The organism is Pseudoalteromonas sp. SCSIO 43201, assembly GCF_023716725.1.
GTDB classification, from domain to species: Bacteria; Pseudomonadota; Gammaproteobacteria; order Enterobacterales; family Alteromonadaceae; genus Pseudoalteromonas; species Pseudoalteromonas peptidolytica.
Genome location: NZ_CP072683.1, coordinates 1056323 through 1074835 on the forward strand (window position 1 = coordinate 1056323; position 18513 = coordinate 1074835).

The 18513-nt window shown below is 44.2% G+C and carries 16 protein-coding genes; 6 read left to right on the forward strand and 10 right to left on the reverse strand.

Features of this window, described 5'->3' with window-relative positions; all coding sequences use genetic code 11:
• Positions 1-7 precede the first annotated feature (7 nt).
• Positions 8-1498 (reverse strand): cytochrome-c peroxidase, encoded by a 1491-nt coding sequence (locus J8Z24_RS04545; RefSeq protein WP_252095347.1) that lies wholly within the window; start codon positions 1496-1498, stop codon positions 8-10.
• Between the two features lie 357 nt (positions 1499-1855).
• Here J8Z24_RS04545 and J8Z24_RS04550 point away from each other — a divergent pair, with 357 nt between their 5' ends.
• The 4 genes from J8Z24_RS04550 (at position 1856) to J8Z24_RS04565 (ending at position 5432) form a co-directional block, all read left to right on the forward strand.
• A complete protein-coding gene (locus J8Z24_RS04550) occupies positions 1856-2956 on the forward strand; it encodes a TRAP transporter substrate-binding protein (protein WP_252095348.1) in 1101 nt (366 codons plus the stop codon).
• Positions 2957-3378: 422 nt separating this feature from the next.
• On the forward strand, positions 3379-4017 hold the full coding sequence (acuR, locus tag J8Z24_RS04555) for an acrylate utilization transcriptional regulator AcuR (protein WP_128732858.1): 639 nt from the start codon (positions 3379-3381) through the stop codon (positions 4015-4017).
• A gap of 76 nt (positions 4018-4093) precedes the next feature.
• Positions 4094-5080, forward strand: coding sequence for an acrylyl-CoA reductase (NADPH) (gene acuI, locus J8Z24_RS04560; protein WP_176032990.1), 987 nt, complete (start codon positions 4094-4096; stop codon positions 5078-5080).
• Positions 5081-5183: 103 nt separating this feature from the next.
• The gene (locus tag J8Z24_RS04565) at positions 5184-5432 is read left to right on the forward strand and encodes a DUF3297 family protein (protein WP_010370670.1); all 249 of its coding nucleotides are present in this window, start codon (positions 5184-5186) and stop codon (positions 5430-5432) included.
• Between the two features lie 78 nt (positions 5433-5510).
• Here the strand turns inward: J8Z24_RS04565 and J8Z24_RS04570 are convergent, their stop codons facing one another.
• The 9 genes from J8Z24_RS04570 to J8Z24_RS04610 all read right to left on the reverse strand — a co-directional run bounded on the left by J8Z24_RS04570 (position 5511) and on the right by J8Z24_RS04610 (position 16433).
• Positions 5511-5681, reverse strand: coding sequence for a hypothetical protein (locus J8Z24_RS04570; protein ID WP_010370673.1), 171 nt, complete (start codon positions 5679-5681; stop codon positions 5511-5513).
• Positions 5682-6051: 370 nt separating this feature from the next.
• The gene (locus J8Z24_RS04575) at positions 6052-6684 is read right to left on the reverse strand and encodes an SDR family oxidoreductase (protein WP_252095349.1); all 633 of its coding nucleotides are present in this window, start codon (positions 6682-6684) and stop codon (positions 6052-6054) included.
• A gap of 381 nt (positions 6685-7065) precedes the next feature.
• Positions 7066-8454 carry an ATP-dependent RNA helicase DbpA gene (dbpA, locus tag J8Z24_RS04580; protein WP_138524922.1) on the reverse strand — a complete coding sequence of 463 codons (1389 nt, stop codon included), beginning with the start codon at positions 8452-8454 and terminating at the stop codon, positions 7066-7068.
• A 348-nt stretch (positions 8455-8802) separates the two neighbouring features.
• Positions 8803-8991, reverse strand: coding sequence for a fascin domain-containing protein (locus tag J8Z24_RS04585; RefSeq protein ID WP_252095350.1), 189 nt, complete (start codon positions 8989-8991; stop codon positions 8803-8805).
• Between the two features lie 469 nt (positions 8992-9460).
• Complete coding sequence (locus J8Z24_RS04590) at positions 9461-10882, reverse strand: DEAD/DEAH box helicase (protein WP_252095351.1); 1422 nt, start codon at positions 10880-10882, stop codon at positions 9461-9463.
• Between the two features lie 210 nt (positions 10883-11092).
• On the reverse strand, positions 11093-12448 hold the full coding sequence (locus J8Z24_RS04595) for a DUF1501 domain-containing protein (RefSeq protein WP_252095352.1): 1356 nt from the start codon (positions 12446-12448) through the stop codon (positions 11093-11095).
• 11 nt (positions 12449-12459) lie between these two features.
• On the reverse strand, positions 12460-14253 hold the full coding sequence (locus J8Z24_RS04600; protein WP_252095353.1) for a DUF1800 domain-containing protein: 1794 nt from the start codon (positions 14251-14253) through the stop codon (positions 12460-12462).
• Between the two features lie 127 nt (positions 14254-14380).
• Positions 14381-15757 (reverse strand): sensor histidine kinase, encoded by a 1377-nt coding sequence (locus J8Z24_RS04605; RefSeq protein ID WP_252095354.1) that lies wholly within the window; start codon positions 15755-15757, stop codon positions 14381-14383.
• Between the two features lies 1 nt (position 15758).
• The gene (locus J8Z24_RS04610) at positions 15759-16433 is read right to left on the reverse strand and encodes a response regulator transcription factor (protein ID WP_128725903.1); all 675 of its coding nucleotides are present in this window, start codon (positions 16431-16433) and stop codon (positions 15759-15761) included.
• Between the two features lie 203 nt (positions 16434-16636).
• Between J8Z24_RS04610 and J8Z24_RS04615 the strand changes: the two genes are divergently transcribed.
• Both J8Z24_RS04615 and J8Z24_RS04620 read left to right on the forward strand, forming a co-directional pair.
• Positions 16637-17647, forward strand: coding sequence for a catalase family peroxidase (locus tag J8Z24_RS04615; RefSeq protein WP_252095355.1), 1011 nt, complete (start codon positions 16637-16639; stop codon positions 17645-17647).
• Complete coding sequence (locus J8Z24_RS04620) at positions 17640-18167, forward strand: cytochrome b (protein ID WP_252095356.1); 528 nt, start codon at positions 17640-17642, stop codon at positions 18165-18167. The genes J8Z24_RS04615 and J8Z24_RS04620 overlap by 8 nt, the downstream gene beginning before the upstream one ends.
• The last annotated feature ends 346 nt before the right edge of the window (positions 18168-18513 follow it).

Sequence of the window (18513 nt, forward strand, 5' to 3'; positions counted from 1 at the left end):
GCGCCTATTAGTGGTGCGCGCGTAAGCGCAGGTTATCAGGATCGGGTGTGTTACGGTTTGGTACCCATCTTTTTACACATTTTAGATCCTTGGCACACTTGTCTGTGAGTGTATGTAAAAATGCAACGAGATCTTGTTTTTGCTGTGGTGCTAAGTTTGCAGCAACAAAAGGGGACTGTCTTAATAACGTCAAAGCCGCTTCACTATTTTCTCTAGCTTGGAGGTTTAGTGTGTCACATTGAGCAGATAAGGCAAACTGCTTTAAGCCACAAGCGCCACCCTGTTGGAAAAACCGTTCAATGGTTTGCTCAGGGTTTGAATAATGATCCACCACTTGCTCTAGCGTCTCATAGGCACCAGCGTGGCCATAAGGAGCCGTTAATGCGATATTGATAAGGCTCGGTACTCTGAATGCAAACAGATTACGGGGTGTGGAGTCAATCGCTGCTCGGCCAATATCGGCACGATTTTCTTGCGTGCCAATTCCATACTGTGGAAAGGCTAGATTAAAGAAGCCATTATTAGTGAACTGTTCGCCACTGTGACAAGCGACACACCCTGCACCGCCTTCGTTGACAGGTGTGAAAAATAGCTTCGCCCCCCGTTTTTGTTGCTCGTTTAACGCTGAGCGATCGCCTCGGGCATAACGGTGCCAACTGGTGTTGACCATCACAAAGGACGCTTGGTATTGTCCCAAAGCAAAGGCAATACTATCAAAGGTTATTAAGCTCTGCGCGTCGGCTTGAGAGTTAAATGCGTTTCTAAACGCGTGCAGCCAGTCATTAGTAGCGAGGCTACCGGCTTCGTCGCCATAATCACCGATCCGTTGTGCTATATGCGCTCTGACTTGTTCATTCGTTGTGGCGTTTTCAAACGCTTCGCCACGCATTTCTTCTCTTGAGGTCACAGGAAAGCGAGATAGCGTTGCTACAAGGGAGTCTGCGGCGTTAGGGTCTGGTTGATTAAAGCCTGAATCCGGTGTGCTGATAAAGCTGCTTTCGTTACCGGCTTCATCAGTTATGGTGATCCGTTGCACACGACCATCCCAAAATAGCGCGCTGTTTGCCAACCCAGAGTTAAAAATAGTGGGAGAATTGCGTGGAATATTAATTTCATCGTTCACCGCTTGACGTCCCGGACCTACCACGTCAACATCTAGTGCGTTAGTACCAATTGGCAGAGAAAGTCCGTCGGCACCACCAAGCCTCGGGTCATGACAGCTTGCACACGCCACGGACTTTTCACCTCCGAGCGCTTTGGTAAAAAACAACTGCATGCCAAGTTGCGCAATCGGTTCTGATATTTTAGGTAGTTCCTCAGTACCGAGTACCTTACCCGTTATCCCATGATTAGCAATAAGTGCAGACAATTCAATATCCAATGTTGATAAAGGTGCTTGCTTTGGTGGCGGTGGTAAGCGTTTGTGTTGCGCTAACACAGGTAAACAAGTGAGTGCTGTGAGTAGCACGGCTGTACCGAAGATGTTGACTTTATTCATCATTATTCCCAACCCTATTGTGTTTTGAGCTTTTAAGGTGGCAGGCAAAAGTGCAGAGAATGTGAAAAATGAAATTTTTACAGATAAGAAATCCTAACTTTATATCTTAGTGATTGACTCAAGCTGTTAACTTTCTGACTGTTAAATACTTATTATTTCTAAGTCGCTGTGTAACTTGATTTAAAAAGATAGATTATTAGACGCTCAATTATTTCGAGGGGTAAATTAGTGATAAAAGCTAACGTCAATGTCTGTGAGTGAGTCTTTGGCTTAAACTGGAGTAATGCGCCCGCAAAGTTGCAATAGCATGTGTCTCAGCTATCTTTTAGACAGTAGTCCTATGTTATAGTTTTGCCAGTGCCTACCAATAGACGTCAATTCTTACAAGCTTCATTTGCAGTAGGTGCAAGCCTGCTCTTATCGGAGCGCGCAAAAGCGTCCTCTGAGTCGGATTTGGAAGAAAAAGTTAAACGTCAGCGTGCTCTTTACACCTTGCGCCTCGCTTCTCCTTATCCCATCTATCAATCCGAATTTATTCCACACATGCACGTTGAGTTTAAATCTCTCGTTGAACGTTTCACTAATGGCAAAGTGTATGTAGATATCCATCATAATGGTGTATTAGGCTCTGGACGAGAATTAATGGCAGCGGTGACAAGAGGCCAAGTAGAGGCGATACTGATTTCAGTCTCTAACTTGTCTAGAGCCGCACCCGCATTAGATATTCTCAATATTCCATTTTGGGCAAGCGCCAATCAAGCCTTTCTTAATTTGATTTGCTCGCCACAATGGCAATCCATGGTGATTGATCCAATTAATCAACAAGGGAAGCTGACTGTACTGATACATCACATTGTGGGAGCAAGAACCTTAACCAGTACCAAGCATTTTAACCGGTTAATTAATTTGCCTGAAAAGCTTGAAGGGGTTGTGCTCAGAGTGCCTGCATCAAAAGTATTACACCACTTTTATAATATGACGCCTGCTAATGTTGTAGATGTACCATGGGCCAAGGTAGCTAAAATGGCGCGAACTGATCATATTGACGTGATGGATCCCAGTGTGATTGGGCTTTTTGCCGGTCCAGATAAACTAAGGCATCAAATAGGTCATGTATCTCTGATTGAGAGTGTGCCAGATGCGTGGGTAACAGTTGCGAATCAAAAGTGGCTCAATAATTTACCTAATAAGATTAAACTGGAAATCCAAGAAGCGGGGTTACAAACGTTTCGTACACATGTGGCGCAAATTGAACAACGCCAGCAGCGCTGCAAACGAGCATTGATGGCACTTGGTGCTAAGATTTACCATCTTAATGAGGATGAAAAGCAGGACTGGCAGCAACGATTTGGTCACCATAATGCTCAGTGGAATGATATAAAACGAGAGCTCTTGGGTAGTACTCAGGCATTCCAGCAGCTTGTTGATGCAACAAAACAGCGCTCCAGTGATAACTAATTAAGCTGAGCTGCGTATAATTAATGCCTTTCTAGCAGCCAGTTTTAGCGCTAACTGCATTGAATTCACTTCCAATGGCCAGCTATCGGTGAGTAAATTCGCCTTGTCTACAGGATGTAGGTACCTTAGCGAGAGCAGGACGCGAAGCGGTGTTTTCCCTAAAACTTTCTGGCTAGGCAAGGAAAAAACTAAGTTGTGCTTTAGCAATAATGAGTTGGAATATTCCTTATCCAAACCTCAGGTTAATTATTTGTGACTCAGTCGCCAATCTCGGCGTTAAAACTGATTCGTTGTACTAAAAATTAGCAGTGGGTGTAGCGCGCTGTTGTACACGAAAACATCACCGTTTGGTAAAAATTCTAATTGAATTTACATAACAATGGCTATTTACATAATTAGACGATCGGTCTAATATTCAATTTATGAATGAAAGTAGTATAAAGCGGCGTCGTGGCCGACCAAAAAAAGAGCAAACTGGTTTTAGTGAAACTAAGGCGGCATTGATCCGAACAGGTATGGAAATTCTCACCGAAAAAGGTTTTGCTGCTACTGGGATTGATGCCATTTTGCGAACGGTAAATGTACCAAAAGGGTCTTTTTATCATTACTTTGCGAGCAAAGAAGCATATGGTTTAGTACTGATTGAACATTACTCATCGTTTCTAAGTGCAAAGCTCACTAAAGCTTTATCCGCTGAGGGTCTTGAGCCGTTAGCCAGACTTGCACTATTTATGGAGCAAGCTGAGCGGTCGATGGCGAAGTATAATTACACACGAGGCTGTTTAGTTGGCAATTTAAGTCAAGAAATTGCTCAGCTACCAGAATCTTTTAGAGACAAACTAGGTGACGTTCTGAATGAGTGGCAAATCTTGGTCGCTCAATGCTTTGAGCACGCCAAGCAGCTTGGTCATATTTCAACTGAGCACCACTGTGATGAACTGGCCTACATGTTTTGGAATGGTTGGGAAGGCGCAGTTATGAGAGCCAAGCTTGAACAAAGTGGTGTACCACTTCAGCGCTTTTCAACGTTTTTTATTCGCTCGATTCAAATGCCGGATTAACCAAGCTACATCTGAGCAGGGTATGCCCCGCTTTTTTGTAATTTAATAGACGATTGGTCTAATTAATGGAGACGATATGTATAAAGCAATAGTCATTGATAAACAAGGTGGTAATTACGTCGCAACACTTAATGAGGTAACTGGATCAGAACTCATGCCTGGAGACGTTGATATAGACGTGTTGTACTCAACGCTAAACTACAAAGATGCGTTAGCTATTACTGGCAAGTCTCCCGTAGTTAGGCACTTTCCTATGGTTCCTGGTATCGATTTTGTGGGGAAAGTGTCTACTTCGTCGCATCCCGATTATCAGCCTGGACAACTTGTGATCCTTAATGGTTGGGGAGTAGGTGAAAAGCACTGGGGAGGTCTGGCACAAAAAGCGCGAGTGAACGGTGACTGGTTGGTTCCTTTGCCGACTCAATTTGAGGCAAAAGATGCGATGGCTATCGGCACCGCAGGGTATACCGCAATGTTATGTGTGATGGCGCTTGAACGCCATGGTGTGACACCTGAACGAGGGGAGGTACTTGTGACTGGTGCAGCAGGGGGCGTAGGAAGTGTTGCCGTCGCTATTTTATCAAAGCTTGGCTACAGTGTTACGGCGCTAAGCGGGCGGGTAGAGCAAGAAGCTCAATTTCTTAGCCAGCTTGGTGCGCAAAATGTGATCCATCGCAGTGAGTTAGAAGGAGCTGGAAAGCCGCTTGCAAAAGAGCGTTGGGCTGGTGTGGTAGATGTAGTTGGTTCACACGTTTTAGCAAACGCCTGTGCTAGCACACAATATGGTGGTGTAGTTGCTGCTTGTGGGTTAGCTGGTGGTATGGATTTACCTGCCACAGTGGCGCCTTTTATTTTACGAGGGGTGACGTTGGCAGGTATTGACAGTGTGATGTGCCCCAAAGCGTTAAGAATTGAAGCATGGCAGCGATTAGCAAGCGAACTTGAATTAAATAAACTCAATATGATTGCCCATGAAATTACGTTGAATGAGGTGATTGCCGCAGCAGCGGACTTGCTTGATGGCAAAGTAAGAGGGCGCGTTATTGTTGATGTTAACGCTTGATGTTTGGTTAAGCAGAGTTTTGTCAAAATTTAGGTCGACCGCTATTGAGCAGGTCGATACGATTACCTACAATACAGCATGCTTAAATAATTGAAGAAACAAAATGACAGATTCAACTGAAAAACCAGCATTACCAGATAGGCTTTCTATCAACCCTCGTAGTCCACATTACGCAAAAGAAGTACTAGAACACCACATTGGCATTCGTTTTAATGGTAAAGAGCGCACTGATGTTGAAGAATACTGCATCAGTGAAGGCTGGATTAAGGTAGCATCACCAAAGGCATTAGACCGTCGTGGTCAGCCTTTGCTACTGAAGTCAAAAGGGACTGTTGAAGCTTACTATTGCTAAGCTTAACAAATATTGAAGATACAAAAATGCCGGACGTTGTCCGGCATTTTTTTAAGTCAAATTGGTATTACCACACAATCAATGTGCTGAAGTTAACCAGCTCAGAAATTGACGTGCTTCGCCGCCATTGGCGAATTGTGTGATCTTACGGCCTGTGCCGTCAGCAAAGATCACTTTAGATTTGTTCACCGAAATTGAGCGAATTGGTTGCTCAACACGGATCTCTGTTCCGTTATATGTATATGACATAATAAAACTCACTTTTATAATGCACAGCAAATTAGCTGATGCTTTTAATAGTAGATGAGCTTCATTACAGTTTAGCGAACAGGATATACTGTACTCACAACGACCCGATATGGGTATGACAGTCTGTACCAACATGCTGTTGGATTTTATTTCGCCTGACTATATTAAGCTCTGTTTGTATGTTTTATGCGGACTTACTGGATCAGGGCAAGGAGGCATTACTTGAGGTTTGCTTTATCTAGAGTGGAATTAATAAAGCAAGTCTTGAATGATACAGAATAGTTCTTATAAAAGCAAGCTTTTATATCGGTACAGCAAGAAGTGTTTTCGACATATATCCCGAGGCGTTAAGCCCCGAGATATAACCCACTTATTGGCATAGTGCTTGTTTGAGAGGTTGTTCACCATTAAATAGCTCAAACGTTAGATTCTGAGGATGCAAAGTGGCAAGGTAAGCTAGTGCGTCAGCGACATTCTCTCGATTTATTACAGCGTCTTCTCTATTTGCAGTGCGTGAAGTGGAGAATCCACCAGTTGCGGGCTCATTAAGTAATGTACCAGGTCGAACGATGGTGTAGTTTACGATACTTCTTTGTAGGTATTGGTCGGCCATGTGTTTGGCTACCAAGTACGGTTTGATTTCACTTTCAATGTTATCAGGATCGTCGGCACCAATAGAGCTAACCATAATAAAATGTTTAACGTTTGCTTTCACAGCATAATCAATAGCTTTAATGGCGGCCCATAAATCAATCAGTAGGGTTTTGTCCGCACCCGTTTCTCCACCGGAGCCTGCGCTAAATATTACTTGCTCGATGTTGTCAAAAGCAGCGCTAAAATCGTTCTCAAGATCTTGCTCAGTGATAGTGAGTTGCTCAGATTCAATATCTGCTAACTTGTCTTTATTACGCACTAACGCCACAACGTCGTGGCCTTGTTCCAGCATTTTCTTTGTCGTCATTTTTCCAATTTGACCACTGGCACCAATGATTAAGGTCTTCATAGATAAACTCCTTTAAAGTGTTTGCCTAACTAATACCAATTGAATTAATTATCTAATCAATTTGAAGGGTGAAATAGCATATTAGCTTCGTTAAAAATTTCTCATTTAGAACAACTAAATAGCAAAATTTTTGCCTTGCCTATATGGATATAGGTACCTTAGCGGTAGCAGGACGCGAGAGCGGTGCTACTAAAGCTATTTCCCCGCTTCAAGATAGATCATTTACTTAATACAACTGGTATAAGACCTTGGGATCGTGGCGCAGATTTAAACCCCTGTAGTGTGAAATAAGTTATAAATAGGCGAGAAATTGCTGAGTTAATCTAAAAATTGCGGTGGTCAGGGAAAAATTGACCACCGTAGGAAAAGCAAAGCTATCTGTTATTTTGTTACTTTGCGAGCTCTAAAGTTACGGCCTTTCATTTTCCCTTCTGAGATTGTTTTAAGCGCCACATTGGCAACACTGCGCTCAACTGCAACGTAAGATGACATCGCAGTGACTTTGATTTTGCCGATTTGATCACCTTTTAACGCTTGATTTGAGGTCAGTGCTCCTAAGATATCACCCGGTCTTAATTTTGCCTTCTTACCGCCGTCGATTTGAATGGTTACCATCGGTGCTCGGTTAATTTTGTTATTTAATACTTGATCGCTTGGCAAGGTATTGGGTTCAATGGTTTTGCCTAAATAGTCTTCGAGGGCGTTTACTTTATGTGATTCCTTATAGCTCATCAAAGAGCACGCCACGCCTTTATTGCCTGCACGTCCAGTTCTGCCAACGCGGTGAACATGTACTTCTGGGTCATGTGCGATATGGTAGTTGATCACCATATCGACGTGATCGACGTCGATACCTCGTGCGGCGACATCCGTTGCTAATAAAATGGTGACGCTCTTATTCGCAAAGCGAACCAATGTGCGGTCACGATCTTTTTGCTCTAAATCACCGTGAAGTGCTGCTGCATCAAAACCTAAACTATATAGGCTGTCGCATACGTTCTGGCATTCTGCCTTGGTGTTGCAGAAGATAACCGCAGAATTAGGTTGAAATTGCATTAACAGTTTTTGGACTGCAGGCAGTCTTGCATCGTTATTGTCGACTTCATAAAAGTATTGTTCAATCGAGCTATCATCGTGGGTTGATTCAACTGTGATTTTGGCTGCATCTTTCATGATATGCTGCGCAAGCTGCTCTATTTTTGGCGGGTAAGTTGCGCTAAAAAGTAGGTTTTGTCGTGTTTTAGGGCAGTGGTCAATGATACATTGTAATGACTCTTCAAAACCCATCTCCAGCATTCGATCTGCTTCGTCTAGTACAAAGGTATTGACTTCATCTAGCGACAAGCGACCTTTGCGCAAATGCTCTTCAATGCGTCCTGGCGTACCCACAATGATGTGCGCGCCGTGTTCAAGAGAACCAATTTGCGGACCCATAGGTGCGCCACCACACAGTGCCAATACTTTAATGTTATGGATTGCACGGGCAAGCTTGCGAATTTCAACAGCAACCTGATCGGCAAGCTCTCGAGTTGGGCATACGACCAAAGCCTGCACACGAAAACGTTTCACATTTAAATTATGTAATAGTCCCAAAGAGAAAGCGGCGGTTTTACCTGACCCCGTTTTACCTTGGCCAATAACATCTTTACCTGCCAAGATAAGCGGTAAGGTTTGTGCTTGAATGTCAGTCATGGTGTGATAACCCAACGAAGTGAGGTTATCAAGTAAGGCGCTGGAAAGTGGAGTGCTGGAAAAAAGTGGCTGAGTCAAAGTCGCTGTCTCTGTAGTTCTAAAACAGCAATTATAACATGGCTCGAATGGATAGCGCGTGTAAGGCCGTGATAAAATTTTTTACCACGGACAAGTGCGTTAAAAAATGATTTTAAACATTTCCCATGAGCAAGGGTAGGTTGCATTACAACCAATAACCGTCGGCTCTGCATTTGCGCCCGAGCCACCATTACCAAGAGCCTGCACATAGTAGCCGTTGACGGATTTGAGCGCTACTTTATCACCGCTTTGGATGAGCGCACCGGGGTTATTTGGCAGTTCAATCGTGAATGTCTCCCAGATAGAGGCTGCGGTTCTATTGGCGTTGAGTTCACCTCCACCACCTTGTTAGGCAACAAAGTAGTAGCCAGATGTAGTCTGAATATGAACTTCATCACCGCTATTAAGGTCTCCGCCATTAATATCTATCAGGGTAAATTGCTCCCAAGGACCTATGGCTAACCGGTTTGCGTTGACCGTGCTGCCGCCGTTACCTTCAGCCACAAAGTAATATTGTCCGCCAGTTTCGAACGACACATTCGCGTAGCTAGTGGGGCTACAAGGCAGCGTAGTAAAAGTAAGATCTTCACCTTGGATTGTGGTGCGTGGGGGTTTTGGATCTCCACGGAAGCGAAAATGGTATTCAGTCCCACAGCTTAGGTTTGAAATTTGAGCACTTACGGGGCCATTTACTCCAGGTGGTGTTGCAAAGATACTACTGCCGTAGCTTGTGGTAGTGCCATAATCAAAAATCTCGCCACTTAGGCCTATGGTGGAAGAAGAATAGCCATTTAATTGTGTGGATGTTTGGGTGATGTTGCTTGCAGGCTGGGTTAGATACTGTGTACCCGCGTGCGCTAAAAAAAGGTACTGCTGAATGCAGTCAATAGTAGTAACTTGAACTTATTCATAGCCTAGCTCCTTTGACGAAAAAGGCTGTTACGATTAACAGCCTTTTTTAGCTTAGGAGAAGGTGTCGTAAATGCTATTACACCTGCTTACACCTTTAATTGCCAGAAGTGGGCTTATGGCGTGGTGCACGCTTGTCTCCAGCGTGTTGGTTCTTTGGCTTATTGGTAGACTGTGATGGGCGACGTCTGCGGTTGCCATTGTTGTTACCAGTAGGTTTGCCGTTACCACTTGGCTTATTATTACGAGGACCTGAATTTTGCTTGGGTTTGTTTTTCGGCTGAGCAGAAGTTGCTTGCTCAGCGTCTGTTGTCTTTGGCTTTTTCGGTTTCTTTGGTTTTTTCGGCTTGATTGGGCGCGTATCTAACTTTGACTCAGGTACGGCAAGTTGCGGTTCAAATCCAGGTTCCACTTTACGCGGCACCAGCTGTTGAATTAGTCGCTCAATACCAAATAAATCGCTTGCGGTTTCTTGGGTAACAAATGAGATAGCTTCACCCGTTGCACCAGCACGGCCAGTTCTACCGATACGGTGAACATAATCTTCGTAAACATTTGGCAGGTCAAAGTTAACCACGTAGGGCAGTTCCTGAATATCCAAACCTCTTGCTACAATATCAGTGGCAACAAGCACACGTACTTCACCGTTTTTAAAACCAGCAAGGGCTTTCATACGAGCACTTTGACTTTTATTACCATGGATTGCTGCGGCATTGATCTTGGCTTTTTCTAGATCCTTAACCAAGCGGTTCGCCCCGTGTTTTGTGCGGGTAAATACCAACACTTGTTGCCAGTCATGCGTTTGAACTAAATGTTTGAGTAAGTTGGTGCGCTTACTTTTATCTACTGGATACACCCACTGAGTAACACTTTTGGCGGTGCTATTAGCAGGTGCCACAGAAACCTCTATAGGATCATGGATTAATCCTTTTGCTAACGCTCTAATCTCTTCAGAGAAAGTTGCAGAGAACATCAAATTTTGCCGACGAGCGGGTAGTACTTTGATGATGCGTTTGATATCGTGAATAAAGCCCATGTCTAGCATGCGGTCGGCTTCATCCAGTACCAGTACCTCAAGGTCATCAAATTTGACCGCATTCTGTTGGTAAAGGTCTAGTAATCGCCCAGGTGTCGCTACTAAAACATCAATGCCTTTACGCAGCTTCATCATTTGCGGGTTGATCTTCACACCGCCGTAAACGACTTCAGAGCTGATAGGGAGGTGCTTGCTGTAGAGTTTAACACTTTGCCATACTTGATCAGCAAGCTCACGTGTTGGTGTTAGGATCAAGGCCCTTACATGGTTGGCTTTTGGTTTAGAGCCCGACATCAAGTTTTGTAGCAAAGGTAGCGTAAAGCCAGCGGTCTTGCCTGTACCGGTTTGCGCTGCGGCCATCACATCTTTCCCAGCTAAAATGGCGGGAATAGCTTGTTCTTGGATCGGCGTTGGCTGGTCGTAGCCTTGCTCAACAACGGCTTGATTTATTTCTGGGGCTAAACCTAGGTGGCTAAAGCTCATGATTTGTTACTCTGTAGTAGGCGGCGGGCAAGAGTACAGTATTTACACCAGTTACGCAATTTTGCCACCGCCTAAATTACTGTTAAGTGTTCTCTGCTACGTATAATAGACTACAGGGGTTTAAAAATACGCTGTTCCTCGCACCTATACCAGTGATAGCGTTCTCGAGCATAGCAGCACATCCTTGTGTGCTTAATTTCGAATAAAAATCTACCCTTTGAATAAACTGAGTTTACCAGAGAAGTTTTTAAGGTTTGGGAAAATCTGCAGCAGTGCATTGTCGTCTACCCCCATCCAGCTACCAAGGGTTGCAGCCAGTTGGTCAACAGCTGTGGTGGGAATGAGCCTGCCGCTACCCGCATCAAAGGCATGGTTTAATTCTGGGGGAGGGATATCGCCGAAAATAGTGCCACCATTGACTGCACCACCCATAATAAAGTGATGAGCGCCCCAACCATGATCAGTACCATCACCATTGACAGCAAGGGTACGACCGAAATCAGATGCGGTAAATAAAGTTACTTGCTTCTCTAAACCTAAGCTGGCAATGGCCGTATTAAACGCCACAAGTGCGCCATCAAGCGCTGATTGCAATTTAGGCAAGCTCTGAGCTTGACCTGAGTGAGTATCAAACCCACCCATGCCAACAATATACACTTGTCGTTTGGTGTTGAGTTGCTGCCTTGTTGCAATACTTTGGCAAACATTCTTCAGCTGTTGCGCCAATGGTGTGGTAGGAAATTGTGGTAAGGTAAAACTGGTATTGGCAATGGCATCATTGTATTGCGAATTTGCCGCCATGGCGCTGCGAGTAAGCGTATCTAGGTCTTGCTGAAGTATATTATTGCTACTACTGTTTTCTTTGCCTGCAAAGTAGTCAGCGAGTGCTTGGTTGTTGTCGAACTCTTCTAAGATTTCTATTATTCCAGCTTTGCCATCACTCACATGGTATGGAAAGGTATTACTGCCGGTTAACCACAGATCAGCCTCGGCTGTGGTAATGGCATTAAAAGGCGTCTGCTGCGTTTTTCCTGTATTGATAAGCGCATCATTAATTAACCCGCCCCAACCAAATTGTGCCCCTTCCGTTTTACCAGACATCCAAGTTGACTGCTGATCATTATGAGAAAACAATCGAGGAGGCACACTTGCAGTGGCTTGTTCTAGATGCGAGGCATTAACAGGTTCAAGTAATGGTCCAACATTGCCAATTACGGACAGTTGTCCTTGAACATAGAGTTTCGCAAGGCCCGCCATTTCTGGAGGTAAGGCAAATTTGCGTTGATTAAATCGAGAGGGAGTACTGAGGGCGTGCAAATTTTGTGGTGTTCTTGGCGTAGGGTAAGCACTGAGTAGTGAGGACCTGTGATTTGCCCACTGTTGATAGTTACTGTTATCCAGAGGAATAATCGTGTCATGGCAGTCCATTCCACCGTATAAAAATACACAAACAAGGGCTTTATAATCTTCGCCTTGTTCTGCTGCCGCAACGGCTTGACTCAACGAAAGCAAGGACGTTGACATCATGGTCGCACCGCTTAGTTTCAAAAAATCACGTCTTTTCATCTTGTCTCGTCCTATTTTTGAATCAAATAATCTGCTGAGGTCATCACGAGTAAAATCGCCCATTGCACTCGAATAAGGCTATCTTGTGGTTCCTCCATCGGTAGTGTCTCAAGAATTTGGGTGATCTTATTCACTGTATGCTCAGTGAGCTGATCTGCGCTTAGGAGTAGATTTAAATGAGCCAATAGCGCTTTTGGGTCATCTGCCAAAGTGAGTTCGTATTCATAGTCTGCAAGAAAGCTATAAACAGCTTGACGAGCATCAAGCGGTATATTTTCGGCGTCATAATCCGCTTGTAAATCAGCCACATCAACATCTTGTTGATAGCCAAAAATATAATAGGTCATAAAGTTAATATAACCTGGGATTGACGAGGCGTTGGTAATTTGGAACTCAGGTGCAACCAGTTGGTTTTGCGATATTAGCGTTCCTGGTGCACTGTAACCCGGGCGAAAAAAGTTAAATACGCTACTGGAACGATAGGGGTGTTGATTTAATGCGTTTGCTGAACGAGTATCCCATAGTGGCTCTTGATACTCAGGCGTAATATTTTTTACCTCGAAGGCTCGTGCCCACTGCGTAAATCTTAATATTGGCTCTCTTAACTTGCCACTGCGCGCTGTTTTCTCGCTCCTAGCTTCTTTGTCAAAGATAATTGCTGCAATCGTTGCGGTTAAATCTCCCCGTTGGCTAGCGCCCACTTTGGTACCATCGGGCAATACGTAGCTACCAGAATCAAAGCTTTCTACTGCCCGAGCGACATAGCCAGATGAAGGGTTTGATGTTACTAAACGTTGGATTAACTGCTTAACCACAAATGGCCCAACATTAGGATGCGAAAAGGTATGATCTAATGCGAGCGTGATTGATTGGTTGACATCGGTGCCAGCAGCTATGGTGTAGCCTAAAAAGGATTTGGCTTTAGTCGAATGTAGTTCAGGGTCGCCGACCATAGGTAGCGCGTACTCCTCTTGAGCGGCTTGTTCGGCGCCTGACTCATCAAGCACTAACCCAGTAAAAACACGGGCAAGACCAGTAATATCTTTATTGGTATACAACTCAATGGCTTGGTCATTGCTATCGCGTTTCTCGCTACCGTCTGGGTTTAACTCAACAAGGCCCAAAGTAAAGAGCTGTAAGATCTCCCGAGCATAATTCTCATCAGGCATCCTGCCTGTTTGCTCGTCTCCCTTTTGGTTTCCTAAATATGTTAAGTAAGTTCCCATAGCGGGTGAGTAAGTTACCGCCTGAAGCAGCTCTCGATAATTGCCAAAGGCGTGCTCAATGAGTATATCTTGAAAGCGTGCTACTGCCGCTGGGATGTCAGTGAGCTCGTCACCACCGGCATTAGAAACTACTAAAATCTCAGATAAAGCGAAAGCTACTCGCTGACGCAGTTGATCTTCGCCAGTGATGGCATCTTGCCAAAACCCGATACTTGTTGATTCTACGAATAGGGTATTAAAACCGCCGTCTTCGGGGGTATATTTTGCAACTGAATTCATTTTCAAGCTTGGTTTTAGTGCTATTTGGTCGATGAACCATTTAGAAGCAGATGTACCGACAAGCGTGTTGAGCTGTTGTGGTGTAGCGCCAAAAGTCGTTTGGTGTAAAAACGAGGCCGTACTTTGTGGTGTCGCAAACACATTATCCACTGCAATAGGTTGCGATGGCTCGGTAATTTCAGTGTTGTCAGTGAGCTGCTGATTGGCTTGCGCGACTTCGGTTTCTTGCGCACCGCCACAGCCAGTCGCTGATAGGGTTAACACACACCAAACTGAAAAGTATTTAATGACTGATCTCATAACTTAACTCAAATAGTGAACGATAAGTTATGAGTGTAGGATGATTTTTGACTTTAGTGTTTTACAAGTTTGCGTGCGAAACCATACAAAATTGTAAACTAACCAAGTCAAAGCTTAGCTCAATCTATTAATGAGTTGGCACTTCAATATTAAACACAGCGCCCGGTTGACCCTCCAGCAAATAAATCCGAGCCTCATGTATGTCACAGATTGCTTTGACAATGCTAAGCCCGAGCCCATTACCTGAAGAGGAACGGCTGGTATCGGCACGATAAAAGCGCTCGAAAATATGTGCTTGGTCTGATGTTGCGATGCCAGGGCCATTATCACCGATTTGTAGTAATACGCCAGATGAGTGACTTTGCAGCCTGATCCATACAGACGCCCTTGGATTAGTATATTCAAGTGCATTTTCTAACAGGTTACAGACCAATTGCGCGAGCAAATCCGCATCTCCATAACAGCTGATATTTGGCAATATCGAGATGGATAAGGTTTTTTCTGCGTCTTCAAAAACCGGAGTGAAGCTATCAGTTAGATCTAAAAGCAGTGTTGATAAGTCAATCTGTTTAAAGCCTTGTTGATATTTTCCAGATTCAATACTATTCAAGCGGATTAAATTATTAAAAGTCGAGATGATTTTTTCTAATTCTTCACAGGCCTTTTCAAGGTGAACGGCTAATTGTACCGGATCGTCTATGTCTTGACCCATAGATTGTAGCCGGTTTGCAACGCGGGTTAGAGGCGTTTTAAGGTCATGGGCAACTCCCACAGACATTGTTTTAATATTGTGATGGAGCTTGGTAATTTCGTCGAGCATCGTGTTGATCACACTGCATAATTGTAGCAGCTGTGGGTCATCGCTTTTTGCGACGGTGCGATGCAGCTCAGGTGCTTTAGCCACTAAAGAGAGTTGTTGACTCAGCTTGGTAATGGTATTGCCTTGCATTTGTCTAAAATAGACAAAGATGAGCAAAGGCGGCAGCCAGCAAAATATCGCTAGCCACACAATAAATTGTTTTCTAGCGTCCTGGGCAATAACAACATCGTGGTCAAGACGCTGCCATAGATGTAAATAAAGACCATCGTTGATTTGCTGTGCCTGATAAAAAATGTGTTGTGCTGCTTCATCTATTTCTGTTTGTAGCTGCGGATTTGCGGTGTTTGCTCGCTCAAAACCTATATCGCCACCAGCGATTGTTACGTCCTTTTGGTATAACGCCATAAGCCAGCCTTCCTCTTGCCAATGCTCCTGCGCTTCTTCTTTGGTCCAAGTTTCATTTTCTGCTAACTCAAATACTTCTACCAAAGACTCCAACCCATCACTATGGTAAAGCTCGACGGCTTCCTCAATAAGTTCAAGCATTTCGGTTTGTTGTCTGGACTGTTCACTTTGAGACACAAAGTGCGATACCAAAAGTGCTAGACCACATGTGAGTATCCAACATAGAAAAGAAAATTTAAACGCCAGTACCAAATGGTATTTTTGAGTATTCGTTTTCATATTATTGTTCAGAAAGTAAGTAGCCACTGCCACGAATGGTTTTGATAACTTCACTGTTAAAAGGCTTGTCTAACTTGTTACGTAAGCGGCTGACATGTGTTTGAACTAAACTGGTTTTTGGATCAAAACTAAACCCCCACACGTGTTCTAGCAGCATCGTTTTGGTAACCAGTTGATTAGGATGAAGCATTAAAAATTCCAAAATCTGATACTCTTTTGGCATCAGCTCAATCTCGCTTTCACCTCTAAATACTTGCCTTGATGTTCTGAGTAGTTTTACACAACCAACTTGTAATTCATTCACGGTTTGCGCAGCTGGTTTGCGTCGATACAGTGCTTTTAGTCTTGCATGCAACTCGACAAACGCAAAGGGCTTAACTAAGTAGTCATCTGCACCAGCTTCCAAGCCTTCAACCCGTGCTGCGGTGTCACTCAATGCCGTTAGCATAATGATAGGAGTTAAGATGTTGCTCGCTCTAAGGATTTTTACTGCGTCTAGGCCATCCATTGACGGCAGTAGCCTATCAAAAATAATGGCATCGAATGAGGTGGTGGAGGCTTTTATTATTGCATCTTTTGGACACTGCGTATGATCCACAGATTCTCCAGCTTGCTTTAAGCCATTACAAATAAACTCTGCAGTGTCGTGGTCATCTTCTACAAGCAATATCTTCATTGTGCGGTTTGTTTGGTCGTTTAGCTATAGCATAACGCAGTTTTCAACGGGTTCAGAATACAATTTTGTAAGATTATTGGAGCGTAGCGGTGTGAAATTTTTTTGCCGGAACCAAGGTCTGATGAGTGGCTGTCCATAAGCGAGTCGGCACTCGCCAGCGCAGTTTGTTATCTCAAGCTCGGTTTAATGAGGTTTTTATTTTTATGATTAGATATTCCTTGGCAAGGTTTTATGGAATAAGTGCGTTCGTCGCTTGGTATGGCGCGGTGCTATTTTTGACGCAACCGGCGCAGGCAAGCACAAAAGTTACCGCCCAACAATTTGTTGATTTACAACAAGGGCAATCACACTTTCCCGGGTTTAGAAAGGCGCATGCCAAAGGCGTTTGTGTGTCGGGAGAATTTATATCGAATGGGTCGCTAACGCACTATTCGGATGCTGAAGTTTTTAGTGCAGGCGTTCACCCCTTTATTGGCCGGTTTTCTATCGCTGGTAACAATCCACATGCTGATGAGTTGAGTGCGCCTGTTAGAAGTTTTGCACTCAGCTTTGTTACCGGTTCAGAGCGTTGGAATATAGCCATGAATACACCTCCGGTAATGGCTGTGAGCAATCCGTATGACTTTTATCAGCAACTTGTCGCCATAAAGCAGGGGGGTGATGCAATCAAGACATTTTTTGCCAAGCACCCTGAAAGCGCAGACTTTTTAGCATGGAAAGCAAGTTACACACCCACTGAAAGTTTGGCACTCGAGACTTACCATAGCATCAATGCCTTTTACTTACATGATGCACAAAGCAATAAGCAGGCCGTACGTTGGCAAATGTTACCATTAGGCGAGGCGAGCAAAAACCCGTTTACAGACAGTGCGGCGCTGCAAAAAGAGTTGGCGGCCAGAATTGCACAGGGCAATGTTCGTTTTACATGGCAGTTTACTCTTGCGGCACCGGCTGATGATGAAAATAACCCCGCTATTCAGTGGCCAAGTAATCGGGCTCAAGTAAACGCAGGGGAAATTAACATTACCCAGTGGCAACCACAATTGGAAGGAGCGTGCCATGCACTGAACTTTGACCCTTTAATCTTACCAACGGGGTTATCGGCAACAGCCGATCCTATTTTAAGAGCACGTTCGGCCGCCTATGCTGAGTCTTATAGACGCCGTGCGAAAGAACAGTTAATAGGGGCATTGGGAGGGCAAGAAAGTGAATAAGCAGGTGACTCGCTATACTTTTACCATGCGATTATTACACTGGTCGATGGCGGTTTTGATATTGTCTATGGTATGTGCAGGACTTGCCATGGTGAGCTCACTGGAGCCATGGCAACTGAGCTTACTTGGATTGCATAAGTCATTTGGCGTGCTGGCGTTAATATTACTGATATTGCGTTTTATCGTGCGAGTACAATCGATAGCCCCAGCGCTGCCATCAACAATGCCCGTTATTCAAGTTAAGCTGGCAAAGTTTAGTCACTGGCTTTTGTATTTTTTAATGTTAGTCATACCGGTTAGCGGTCTATTGATGCAGTACTTTGGTGCAAGACCAATTGTCGTGTTCGACCTATTGACTATGCCAGCGGCAATGGTGGCAAATATTGAGTATTTTGCTGTGTTTCGTGAGGCACATGGTTTTGCGGTGCTACTACTGTTACTTGTTCTGGTCGTTCATATTGGTGCTGCATGTTTCCACCATTTTATACGCAAAGATGGCGTGTTTAAAAGCATGCTGTAATTGACGCAGAGTCGTTGTAAGTAAAAACAGTTAATCACTGCGCTATAACACTAATGTGCAATATCGGTCTCGAACGCTCCCATGTTGCACATGGTTTATTAAATGGCGCTAACGCTGCGCTATTTCACAGTTTCTGGCGAGTTTTTATCATCACACAGGGCGCCAAAGTCGAGTCGCACAAGGTAAATAACGAGTGTTAAGTAACGAGAACCAAAAAAGTTTTGGATATCTTGTATGTGTTATTTGAACTAGCTGGTCTTTTTCAGACCGTTGTCATAATTTGTCTCTCAATCCATTAAGTGCAGGCTTAAAGTGTAGACGGTTGCTTTGGTATACACATATTAGC

Bases quoted from the DNA above. Each gene is read 5' to 3' on its own strand.
- J8Z24_RS04545 (WP_252095347.1), bottom strand. From the start codon at position 1,498: ATGAATAAAGTCAACATCTTCGGTACAGCCGTGCTACTCACAGCACTC.
- acuR (WP_128732858.1), top strand. From the start codon at position 3,379: ATGAATGAAAGTAGTATAAAGCGGCGTCGTGGCCGACCAAAAAAAGAG.
- acuI (WP_176032990.1), top strand. From the start codon at position 4,094: ATGTATAAAGCAATAGTCATTGATAAACAAGGTGGTAATTACGTCGCA.
- J8Z24_RS04565 (WP_010370670.1), top strand. From the start codon at position 5,184: ATGACAGATTCAACTGAAAAACCAGCATTACCAGATAGGCTTTCTATC.
- J8Z24_RS04570 (WP_010370673.1), bottom strand. From the start codon at position 5,681: ATGTCATATACATATAACGGAACAGAGATCCGTGTTGAGCAACCAATT.
- J8Z24_RS04575 (WP_252095349.1), bottom strand. From the start codon at position 6,684: ATGAAGACCTTAATCATTGGTGCCAGTGGTCAAATTGGAAAAATGACG.
- J8Z24_RS04590 (WP_252095351.1), bottom strand. From the start codon at position 10,882: ATGAGCTTTAGCCACCTAGGTTTAGCCCCAGAAATAAATCAAGCCGTT.
- J8Z24_RS04595 (WP_252095352.1), bottom strand. From the start codon at position 12,448: ATGAAAAGACGTGATTTTTTGAAACTAAGCGGTGCGACCATGATGTCA.
- J8Z24_RS04600 (WP_252095353.1), bottom strand. From the start codon at position 14,253: ATGAGATCAGTCATTAAATACTTTTCAGTTTGGTGTGTGTTAACCCTA.
- J8Z24_RS04605 (WP_252095354.1), bottom strand. From the start codon at position 15,757: ATGAAAACGAATACTCAAAAATACCATTTGGTACTGGCGTTTAAATTT.
- J8Z24_RS04610 (WP_128725903.1), bottom strand. From the start codon at position 16,433: ATGAAGATATTGCTTGTAGAAGATGACCACGACACTGCAGAGTTTATT.
- J8Z24_RS04615 (WP_252095355.1), top strand. From the start codon at position 16,637: ATGATTAGATATTCCTTGGCAAGGTTTTATGGAATAAGTGCGTTCGTC.